Genomic DNA, 10,449 nt, shown 5'->3' with positions numbered 1-10,449 from the left:
CGGTGCTGGTGGTGGTACCCACGGTGCTGGTGGTGGTACCCACGGTGCTGGTGGTGGTACCCACGGTGCTGGTGGTACCTGTCGTACCCCGGCCCCCGCCCCCGCCCCCTCACGGGGACGCGGGGCGCGGGGCCCGCGTCAGCTCAGTCCCCTGCTGCGCTCGCCGATGCGGTCACCCTGCGGAGTGCCGGCCCGCTTGAGGGCCGCCTTCGTGTGCGCCCCGCCCTTGACCTTGCTCCGGAGCGGGCCGTCGAAGCCGTGGCCCTGCGCCCGCGGCACCTGGAACGGCTCCTGCGCCTTCGCGATGGCGGCCTGGACGTCCTGCATCTGCTCTTTGCTCATCCCGTCAACTCCCTCGGGAAGCACCCAATCGGACTACTGGGATCGTATGCACATATACCGGCCGACGCACCCGGGCCGGAAGCAAAGAATTCGGGATCAAGGACCGCGCGGCGGAGCCGGGTGCCCCAGCGCCTTCTGGACGAGCTCGTCCGGACAGGGCGTCCCCCGGGGCAGCTGGTACTTCGCCGTCACCCGGTACTCCCCCGGCCCCGGCGCCAGCAGCTCCGTCCACACGTCGCCCGACGCGTCCGGAGCCGCCTTGAACAGGCACCCGGCCGCGTTCGCGTACTCCTTCGGCAGCCCGGTCGCCCCGCCGCCCCGCGCCTTCGAGGCGAAGGTCTCCTGCGGCGGCACCACGGCCCTGCCGTCCGCGCCCACCAGCCCCAGCCACGGGGAGTGCGGAACGCGCACCAGCACCCGCCCCGCCTGCCGTACGTTCACCACGAGCTCGTCGGCGCCCGCCCGCACCACGCCGGCCGGCCCGGACACCAGGTCGGTCGGCGCGTCGACCTTGAACAGCTGCCAGTTCGCGTCGCCCCACACCTGCTGGAGGTACGGCAGGCCCTCGCGCACCAGCCGCGCCTCGTCCCTGCCGCCCTCGTCGGGCCGGTCGGCCGGCAGCACCACGTAGTGCACGGCCCAGCGGTCCAGCCACTCCCGGTAGGTCACGTCGTTCAGGGTGTCGTCGTAGAAGAGCGGGTTGCGCTCCAGGTCGGCCTGCCGGTTCCAGCCGCGCGCGAGGTTCACGTACGAGGGGAACGCCGACGACTCGCGGTGGCTGCTCGCCGGAACCACCTCGACCCGGCCGCGGTCGGCGCCCACCTTCTCCAGCTGGTCGACGAGCGGGGCCAGCTCCCGGTTCCAGGCGGCCAGCGGGGTGGTGCGGATGATGTCCGTGACGCTGTTGGTGGTGATCCAGACGGTCAGGCCGGCGAACGCCAGCAGCACCGCGTACCACCGCCGCGAGCGCGGGGCGTAGCACGGGAGGGCCGCGAGCAGCACGGCCCCGCCGAACAGCATGATCATCCGGGTGACGTTGGAACCGACCTGGGAGTCGACCGCCCAGGTCAGGAAGGTGCCCAACGCGTACACGGCCGCCGCGACGCGGACCGTCTTCCAGCGCTTCGGCACGAGCACGCACACGGCCACCGCGAACACGAACGGCAGCCAGGCCGAGCCCAGCCGCATCGGTTGCGTCCCGGAGAACGGGAACAGCCAGGCCGACAGCCCGACCACGGCCACCGGCGCCAGCCCCAGCGCGTACGCGCCCGGGCGCCGCCGGGTCAGGAACAGGGCGGCCGCCACCACCCCCAGGAACAGCCCGGCGACCGGACTGGAGGCGGTGGCCAGCCCCGCCAGCGGGGCCGCCACGGCCGCCTTCGCCCAGCGGCGCCGCGACCACTTCCGGGGCCAGCAGAACACCGCGGCGACCGCGGCGAGCGCGAACATCGCGCCGAGGCCGAAGGTGACCCGGCCCGACAGGGCGTTGCAGAACAGTCCGTACACCCCGGCGAGCGCGGGCCACAGCGGTTCCCGCACGGAGCCGCGGCAACGGGTCAGTATCAGCGCGAGGAGCCCGGCCGAGACCGTGCCGGCGATCATCATCGTGGTGCGCACGCCGAGCACGTGCATGAGGTAGGGCGAGACCACGCTGTACGAGACCGGGTGCATCCCGCCGTACCAGGCGAGGTTGTACGCGGAGTCGGGGTGGCGCCCGACGAACTCGGCCCACGCGTCCTGCGCGGCGAGGTCGCCGCCGCTGTTGGCGAAGCTGAAGAACCACAGGACGTGCAGCATCCCGGCGAGGACGGTCGCGACCGCCACCGGGTGGCGGCGCACCCAGTCCAGACCGCGGCGGCCGGGGCCGCCCGGTTCCGGCAGGACCGGGGCGTCCGCAGGGGGCCCCGCCGGGGCGGGGAGCGCGGCGGCGGGGTGCGCGGGCGACCCGGAACCGCCGCCGTGCACCGGCGCAGCGGCGGCACGGCGCCGTCCCTGCTGCTCAGCGGTGGTCACTGCCCACTCCCCCACACATGAGTTCCCTGCCCGTACGCACGTCCCGGATCCCAAGACGCGCCCCGGCGCCCCGGGGTTGCCCGGGGCGCCGTCCGCACGCCGGCGGCGGCGGTCAGCCGACGCGCGTCAGCTTGCTGCCGATGCCCGGCGAGGCGAGGTCGCTCTTCAGCGCCACCGGCACCTTCACCTGGCTCGCGCCCTCGCCGACCGTCAGCACGCCGATCTCGGTGCCGGCCTTCGCGGTCTGCGGGATCTTGCTGCCTTCGCCCTGTGCCAGCTCGATGCCGACGGTCAGCGCGCCCCAGCCGACGGCCTGGACGTCGGCGGTGGCGACGACCGGCGTACGGCCGCCGAGCCCGTCGTCCACGTACCCGACGACGTCGCCCTCCTTCACGACGGGCGCCCCGTTCAGGGACTTCTGGGTGGCGGTCATCAGCTGCTTGCTCGCGGCGAGCACGCTGTCGATGATCGGCGGCTTGTGCTGGCCGAGGACGGCGCCGACGATCAGCTGGCGGGTCTTGCCGACGTCCTTGTAGGCGGCGAAGAGCAGGTTGCCGCCGGCCTTGGTGGTCGTACCGGTCTTGATGCCGAGCGACTCGTTGAACGGCACCAGGCCGTTCCAGTTCCGCCAGACCTTGCCCGAGGGGTCCTGCCAGCTGGGCTTCTTGGTGATCTCCAGCAGCGTCTCGATCTCCACCAGCTTCAGGCCCAGCTTGACCTGGTCCTCGGCGGTGCTGACCGTGGTCGCGTCCAGGCCCGAGGGGTCCGTGTACGTGGTGTTCTTCATGCCGAGGTCCTTGGCGGTGTCGTTCATCTTCTTGACGAACGCCTCCTGGGAACCGGAGTCCCAGCGCGCCAGCAGCCGGGCGACGTTGTTGGCCGACGGGATCATGAGGGCGGCGATCGCGTCGTACTCGGTGAGCTTGTCGCCCTCCTTGACCGTGTCGAGGGTGGACTCGTTGTCCGTGGAGTTGTTCTTCCTGCCCTCGGACTCGGCCGTCTTGTCGACGTCGATCACCGCGCCCTTCTCACCCTTCTTGATGGGGTGGTCGCGCAGGATGATGTACGCCGTCATCGACTTGGTGACACTCGCGATCGGCACCGGCTTCTGCTCGCCGGACTGGCCGAGCGTGCCGAGACCGGCCGCCGCCATGTACGCCTGGCCCTCGCCGGGCCAGGGCAGCTGCGGCTTGGCCCCCTCGAAGGTGTACGAGGACTTCGCGGTCATCACGAGCGTCGGCTCGGGCAGCGGGCGCACCAGCTGCACGACCGACAGGACGATCGCCAGGAGCACGACGACGGGCGCGTAGATCTTGAACCGCCGTACGGCGGTGCGCAGCGGGCTCGGCGGCGGGGGCGGGTTGTTGGTGAGGTCCGCGAGCATGTCGAGCGGCGGCTTCGGCGGCAGCGGCTGCTGCGTGGTCCGCTCGGGGGACTCGTACGCGGGCGTGGACCCGGCCGCGGGCGTGGACCCGGCCGCGGGGTCGGGGGCCGGTTTCGGGGTCACGGCCGGGGCCGGAGCCCCGTCGGTCCGCAGCGGTACGAAGGTACTGGCCTTCGGCGGCGCGGCCCGGCCGGCGGCGCCGGCGTCCCCGGCCGGCGCGACCGGCGGCTTGACCGCGCGGAACACCGCGGTGCGCTCACCGTCCGCGGCGGCGGAACCCGCTGGGGGCCCGTCGAAGCCCGGGCGACCGGGCGAAGCGGAATCCTTGGCGGGCGGTGTGGCGGCCGGGGTGGCCGGCGCCGGCGGGGTCACCGCACGGAACACGGCGGTGCGCTCGCCGCCCCCACCGGACTCCGCCGGAGACGACTCCGACGCACCCGCACCCTCCTCGGCACCCTCCTCGGCACCGTCCCGGCCCGACACCGGCTGAGGCCGCCGGAAGAAGTCGACCCGCGACCCCTCACCGCCCCGCCCACCCACAGAACCGGAACCCGCAGCCGCAGGCGGCTTCACCGCCCGGAACACAGCGGTCCGCTCACTGTCCGCAGGCGCTTCATCGGAAGCGGACCCGGAATCGGCGGTGTCAGCGGCCGACTCCTCGGCCGAAACGGAATCCTTGGCGGGCGGTGTGGCGACCGGGGTGGCCGGCGCCGGCGGAGTCACCGCACGGAACACGGCAGTGCGCTCGCCGCCCCCACCGGACTCCGCCGGAGACGACTCCGACGCACCCGCACCCTCCTCGGCACCCTCCTCGGCACCGCCCCGGCCCGACACCGGCTGAGGCCGCCGGAAGAAGTCGACCCGCGACCCCTCACCGCCCCGCCCACCCACAGAACCGGAACCCGCAGCCGCAGGCGGCTTCACCGCCCGGAACACAGCGGTCCGCTCACTGTCCGCAGGCGCTTCACCGGACGCGGCCGGCGCGCCGGAGCCGGCATCGGGCGCGGCGTCGGCCGGCTCGGAGGCGTCGACGGGATCGGCGGCCTCAGGGGCCTCAGGGGCCTCAGCGGGCTCGGAGACGTCGGCGGCCTCAGGGGCGTCGGCCGGCTCGGAGGACGGCTTGGGCACCTCGGCGCCGCGCGACCCCGCCGCACCGGCAGCGGACCCGCCGCCGGACTCGGCCCCGGACACGGACCCGGACGCGGCCGGTGACTCGGCGCCGGAGGCGGAGGCGGGCTCTGCCTCCAGCTCGGAACCGGCCCCGACCTCGGGCTCGGGCTCGGGCTCGGCGTCAGGCACGGCCTCAGCCTCAGCCTCGGGCTCCGCCGCAACCTCCGCCGCATCAGCCTTCGAGTCGGCAGCGGCCGACCCGGCACCCGGCTTCGGACCCGCGCCAGCCGGAACGACGGCTGCCGGTTCCGCTCCCGCGGGCGGCCCGTCGGAACCCGCGGGCGCCTCGGCGGTGGCGACCCACGCCGCGACGGCCTCGCGCAGCGGGTCGCGCTCCGGGGTGTCGCCGTCACCGGCCGAGGCGTCCTCGGACTCCCTCGGCCGGAACACCGACAGCCTCGGATCACGCTCCGCGGAGGACTCCGCCGCCCCCGGCGCTCCTGCATCTACCGACTTGTCGGGGGACTCGCCCGCCACCAGTTCCTCCTCGATCGCCGCCACGTCCGGCTGTCCGAATGTCTAACAGTGTCCCGTCTCGGGGGCATCGCCCCCGCGCCAGACGAGAACGACATAGTTGCGAGTTCCCCCGCAAAGCGGTCAGGCGCTCTCGACAGATGAATGTGAGAGGCGTCACCCTGTCACTCATCCACGCGGGGAGGCATGGATGGGCAGGAGCCGCAGAACAATTCCGGAGGAGCTTCTGCTGCTCGCCTTGGACCCGGCCACGGGTACCACGGCGCAGCCGCAGTCGCTCGACCTCGGCCTGGCCGGGGCACAGCTAGTGGAGCTGGCTCTGGCAGGACGGATAGCCCCTGACGGGGATCGTATCGCCGTGGTGATGCCACGGCCGACAGGAGATCCGACTCTGGACTCCGCACTGGAACTGCTGCGCAGGCGCGGCAGCCCGGTTCGGGCCGTCCACTGGATAGGCGGACCCCGGCTGGGGCTCCGCCAGATTTACCTCGCTCACCTGGAGCGTTGCGGCATGGTCCATGCCGTCGCGGGACAGATGTGCGGGGTGCTGCCGACGACTCGCTACCAGGCGACGGACACGGCGATCAGCCGGGAGATCCGTGCCCGGCTGGACAGTGCGATCCGCACCGGTGTACCGCCGGACCCGCGGACCGCGGCGCTTGCCGCACTGGCCCACGCGGTCGGACTCGGCAAGCACTTGTACCCCGGCAACGAGGGGCGGTCGTCCAGATCCCGGCTTCGGGACCTGATCCGGCACGACCCCATGGGCGGACTCGTGGCGCACGCCGTGATGGACGTCCAGAACGGTGTGGCGGCACAGCCTCGCCGTGACCGCGCACCGGCACCGCCGGTCCGGGCCACGACGGGCAGTGTCCCGCTCCAGCCGCGCCGGACCGGTGCGATGGCCCGCGCGGCCGCGCACTGATCCACCGCTCCATCGCAACGCCACCGCCGTGACCGGCGCCCCCCAGGCACCCGGTCCGGGCACCGCCGACGCGCGGGGTGGCGGGGCCGGTTCGCCCGGTCCCGCCACCCCGCGCGTCTGTTTTCCCGGCCGTTCCCCAGCGGCAGCGCACGCTTCGGTGGCAGTCTGCTCAACATCAGACACGCAGAGGGACAGCAACAGAAGAAGGCGGAGGTGCCGTTCACGTGGCGTCCAATGTCAATCCCACCGTCCGACGCCGCCGACTGGGCATGGAGTTGCGCAAGCTCCGCGAGGACAAGGGCATGACGGCCGAGCAGGTCGCCGAACGCCTGCTCGTCTCCCAGTCGAAGATCAGCCGGCTGGAGAACGGCCGCCGTTCCATCAGCCAGCGCGACGTCCGGGACCTGTGCGACGTGTACGAGGTGGAGGACCGCCGGCTCGTGGACTCGCTCATGCAGATGGCCAAGGACTCCCGGCAACAGGGCTGGTGGCACGCCTTCGGGGACATCCCGTACAGCGTCTACATCGGCCTGGAGACGGACGCCGCCAGCCTGCGCACGTACGAGCCGCTGGTGATCCCGGGGCTGCTCCAGACCACGGAGTACGCCCAGTCCCTGGTCCGCGGCGCCTGGCCGGAGACCGCTCCCGCCGACGTGGACAAGCGGGTGCAGGTCCGGATGCACCGGCAGAAGCGGCTGTCCGAGACCGAGAACAACAACCCGGAGCTCGGGCCGCTGCGGCTGTGGGCCGTCATCGACGAGGCCGCGCTGCGGCGGCAGGTGGGCGACGCCCAGCTGATGATCCGGCAGCTGGAGTTCCTGATAGAGCAGTCGGACCAGCCGCACGTGACCGTGCAGGTGATGCCGTTCTCGCTGGGCGCGCACCCGGGCGTCAACGGCCAGTACGCCATCCTGGAGTTTCCGGACGCGTCCGACTCGACCGTGGTCTACATCGAGGGCGTGACGAGCGACCTGTACCTGGAGAAGGCCAACGACGTGCAGAAGTACAGCGTGATGTACGAGCACCTGCGCGCCCAGGCCCTCAACGTGGACCAGACACGGCAGTTCATCTCCGACATCATCGGCCAATACGCGGGCAAGGCTTGATAAAGCGGTGCGAAACCAGGTGGGTGGCCGGGGAAGGGCCAGCACGGTACACCGTCAGTCCCCGGCCACAGAAGGCCTGAATGGAATATGCCACTCGGTCGGGTGAATGGCCCGTCCACGTCTCAGGAGCTGCCGGTAGCGTCGATCAGGTCGGCCGGAAAAGTGGTCGACACGACACGGGAACTACTCGCTGAACCGGAGAGAAACATGGCTATTCGCCAGGGCGCCACGCACAACTGGACCAAGTCCTCCTATTCCGCCAACGGCGCCTGCGTCGAGGTCAAGTCACCCGTCACGGAGGCCATCGCGGTCCGCGACTCGAAGGTGCAGGACGGTCCGTCCCTCACTTTCGCGCCCGGCTCCTGGACCTCGTTCGTCGCCGACGTCACCGAGGGCGGCCTCGGGCGCCTCGCCTGAACGTTTCAGCGCACGCCTCCACCGTCCCCTGTACGGCCAGCGCCACACGCACCACACCACCACCAGCGCCACCCGCACCACCGTCCGGAGCCCTCTCGACCGGCCCGCCGTCCTGGCCGAGGGGGCTCGGCCATGTCCGCGCACGGCACGTCCGCCGCGGCCCGCGGACACCCCCTAGCGGAGCTGGTCGACGTACCGGTCGGTGCCCGGCACCGTCGGGACGAACGGCGCGACCAGCTCCACCCGCCCCAGCCCCGCCCCCGCGACCTCCGCGTCCAGCCCCTGGAATCGGTCCCAGCAGGTCCGGGGGTCCTCCTCCAGGAACCAGAGCAGCGTGAGGCGGGTGTCGATCCCCTCCACCTGCTTGACGTACGTCATCCGGTCGCCCGGCAGCGGTGTCGGCCGGAAGACCGTCACCATCGCGGCGGACGAGCCGTGCAGCCGCTTCGGCAGGGACCGCGTGCGCAGCCACTCCAGCAGCCCGGCCCGCTGCTCGGGGCCGTCGGCGTCCACGACCTGCACGACGAGCCCGGCGTACGGGTGGTCGAGGGCGTGGAAGTCCCGCGGCCCGGCGGCCCCGTCGCGGTACGCGGTCGCCGCGTGGTCCTGGAAGGCCGTGAAGACGTGCGTCCGGTCCTGGTAGACCCGGCCGTCCCGGTTGAGGCGCTTGTTGATGCCGACGGTCCACTTCATGTGCTCGTCGTAGCGGCCCTCGGTCACCCAGTACGTCGAGAGGTAGCACCCGGCGGTGACCGGCTGCGCGACGGCCGACTTCTCCGGGTAGCGCAGCTCCTGGAGGTCCCGGGTGGCCACCCAGCGGCGGCCGGCGTACATCCAGGGCATGGCCATGGCGCCGGCGTAGTAGTGGTCGTCCTCGTACCAGCGGTTGTACGCGAACTCGTGGCCCGGGTGCGGCTCCACCATCGTGATCAGCGCGTGGCCCGGACGGACCCCGTACGGGCCGACGGCCGCGAGCTCGGCGTAGTCGTCGGGCCGGGTGTCCTGCCGGAGGGGGTCGTGGTGCCGGGTGTCGCCGGGCCGCGGGTCCTGCTCTCCTGTCGTCATGGCACCGGTCTAGCTGATGCAACGTCAGAGTGCGAGAGGACGACGGCAGTTCAGCATGTGACACATGCGTGCCGTCTGCACCTTTCTCCGCCTACGATGCCCGCACCCGCCTCCCCGAGGAGCCCCGTGCCCATGACATCCACACCCGTCCCCACCCCTGCCTCCGCCCCCGTCGTGCCGCCGCCCGCCCTCTCCGCCCGGGCCGCGTCGACGGGGGGCTCCCCCGTGCGCGAGATCCTCGCGCTCACCGAGCGCCCCGGGGTCGTCTCCTTCGCCGGCGGCCTCCCCGCGCCGGAGCTCTTCGACGCCGCGGGCCTGCGGGCCTCGTACGAGGCCGTGTTCGCGGCGTCCGCCGGGAGGGCGCTGCAGTACTCGACCACCGAGGGCGTGCCGGAACTGCGCGGGGCCGTCGCCGGCCGGGCGACGGCGCGGGGGCTGGCGACGGACGCGGACGACGTCCTGGTCACCTCGGGCTCCCAGCAGGCCCTGGCGCTCGTCGTCACCGCCCTGGTCGAGCCCGGGGACGCGGTCCTCGTGGAGAATCCCACCTACCTGGCCGCCCTCCAGGCGTTCCGGCTGGCGGGGGCGCGGGTGGTGCCGGTGCCCTGCGACGACGAGGGCATCCTCCCCGACGCCCTGGCGGAAGCCGTCGCGCGGGAGCGGCCCAAGCTGCTGTACACCGTCCCGACCTTCCAGAACCCGACCGGCCGCACCCTGCCCGCGGCCCGCCGGGCGGCGGTGGCGGCCATCGCCGCGCGCCGGGGCCTGTGGCTGGTGGAGGACGACCCGTACGGGGAACTGCGCTACGAGGGTGCCGACGTCCCGTGGCTCGCCGCGCACCCGGGGGCCGAGGACCGCACGGCGCTGCTGGGCAGCTTCTCGAAGGTCATGGCGCCGGGGCTGAGGCTCGGCTGGCTGCGGGTGCCGCGGGCGCTGCGCCGGGCCGTGGTGGTCGCGAAGCAGGCGGCGGACCTGCACACCTCCACGGTCGACCAGCTGGCCGCGGCCCACTACCTGGCCGGCGCGGACCTCGACGCCCACGTCGCCGGGGTCCGGGACGCCTACCGGGTCCGCCGCGACGCCCTGCTGGCAGGCCTGGGGCAGGCCCTGCCGGCGGGCTCGTCCTGGAACCGGCCTGAGGGCGGCATGTTCGTCTGGGCCCGCCTGCCGGAGGGCCGCGACGCGGCGGCCCTGCTCACCTCGGCGATCGCCCACGACGTGGCGTTCGTCCCCGGGGCGCCCTTCTTCGCGGCGTCCCCGGATCCCCGCACGCTGCGCCTGTCGTTCACGACGCACACCCCGCAGGAGATCGGTACCGGTCTCGTCCGTCTGGGCCGGGCGGCCCGGAGCCGCGCCTGACGCGCGCCGCGGAACCGGCGGGGGCGGCGCCCGGCGGAGCCACGGGCCGCACCCCGCGGCCCGGCCGCCGGGCCTGACGCACGGACCGCCGCCGGACCACCGCAAGGGCCGTGGCCGGCGGGCCGCCGTGGGGCCGCCGCGCCCCTTCACAAGCCCTGCCGTGCGCCGTAGCCTGACGCACCGTCAGATCGGTG

General features: G+C 73.3%; 8 protein-coding genes. 4 read left to right on the top strand and 4 right to left on the bottom strand.

The features are described from left to right. Window positions 1-138 precede the first annotated feature (138 nt). The 3 genes from ACFWW8_RS32125 to ACFWW8_RS32115 all read right to left on the bottom strand — a co-directional run bounded on the left by ACFWW8_RS32125 (window position 139) and on the right by ACFWW8_RS32115 (window position 3,985). The gene (locus ACFWW8_RS32125; RefSeq protein WP_386534610.1) at window positions 139-342 is read right to left on the bottom strand and encodes a hypothetical protein; all 204 of its coding nucleotides are present in this window, start codon (window positions 340-342) and stop codon (window positions 139-141) included. 96 nt (window positions 343-438) lie between these two features. After that, window positions 439-2,355, bottom strand: coding sequence for an MFS transporter (locus tag ACFWW8_RS32120; protein ID WP_386534608.1), 1,917 nt, complete (start codon window positions 2,353-2,355; stop codon window positions 439-441). 112 nt (window positions 2,356-2,467) lie between these two features. Beyond that, complete coding sequence (locus ACFWW8_RS32115) at window positions 2,468-3,985, bottom strand: D-alanyl-D-alanine carboxypeptidase family protein (protein WP_386534605.1); 1,518 nt, start codon at window positions 3,983-3,985, stop codon at window positions 2,468-2,470. Between the two features lie 1,588 nt (window positions 3,986-5,573). On the opposite strand from ACFWW8_RS32115, the gene ACFWW8_RS32110 reads away from it, so the two are divergent. From ACFWW8_RS32110 to ACFWW8_RS32100, 3 genes are all read left to right on the top strand, one after another. Next, the gene (locus tag ACFWW8_RS32110; protein WP_386534602.1) at window positions 5,574-6,308 is read left to right on the top strand and encodes a GPP34 family phosphoprotein; all 735 of its coding nucleotides are present in this window, start codon (window positions 5,574-5,576) and stop codon (window positions 6,306-6,308) included. A gap of 224 nt (window positions 6,309-6,532) precedes the next feature. After that, window positions 6,533-7,414, top strand: coding sequence for a helix-turn-helix domain-containing protein (locus tag ACFWW8_RS32105; RefSeq protein WP_386534600.1), 882 nt, complete (start codon window positions 6,533-6,535; stop codon window positions 7,412-7,414). 207 nt (window positions 7,415-7,621) lie between these two features. Beyond that, entirely contained in the window at window positions 7,622-7,831 is a 210-nt protein-coding gene (locus ACFWW8_RS32100) for a DUF397 domain-containing protein (RefSeq protein WP_386534597.1), read from the top strand. A gap of 174 nt (window positions 7,832-8,005) precedes the next feature. Here ACFWW8_RS32100 and ACFWW8_RS32095 read toward each other — a convergent pair whose 3' ends face one another. After that, window positions 8,006-8,896 (bottom strand): hypothetical protein, encoded by an 891-nt coding sequence (locus tag ACFWW8_RS32095; protein WP_386534594.1) that lies wholly within the window; start codon window positions 8,894-8,896, stop codon window positions 8,006-8,008. A gap of 132 nt (window positions 8,897-9,028) precedes the next feature. Between ACFWW8_RS32095 and ACFWW8_RS32090 the strand changes: the two genes are divergently transcribed. Then, window positions 9,029-10,255 carry a PLP-dependent aminotransferase family protein gene (locus ACFWW8_RS32090; RefSeq protein WP_386534593.1) on the top strand — a complete coding sequence of 409 codons (1,227 nt, stop codon included), beginning with the start codon at window positions 9,029-9,031 and terminating at the stop codon, window positions 10,253-10,255. Window positions 10,256-10,449: the final 194 nt, after the last annotated feature.

It is taken from the genome of Streptomyces sp. NPDC058701, assembly GCF_042715295.1.
In the GTDB taxonomy this organism is placed as follows: Bacteria; Actinomycetota; Actinomycetes; order Streptomycetales; family Streptomycetaceae; genus Streptomyces.
Note: the sequence above shows the minus strand (reverse complement) of the source record. Positions and strands in the feature narration are given on the sequence as shown.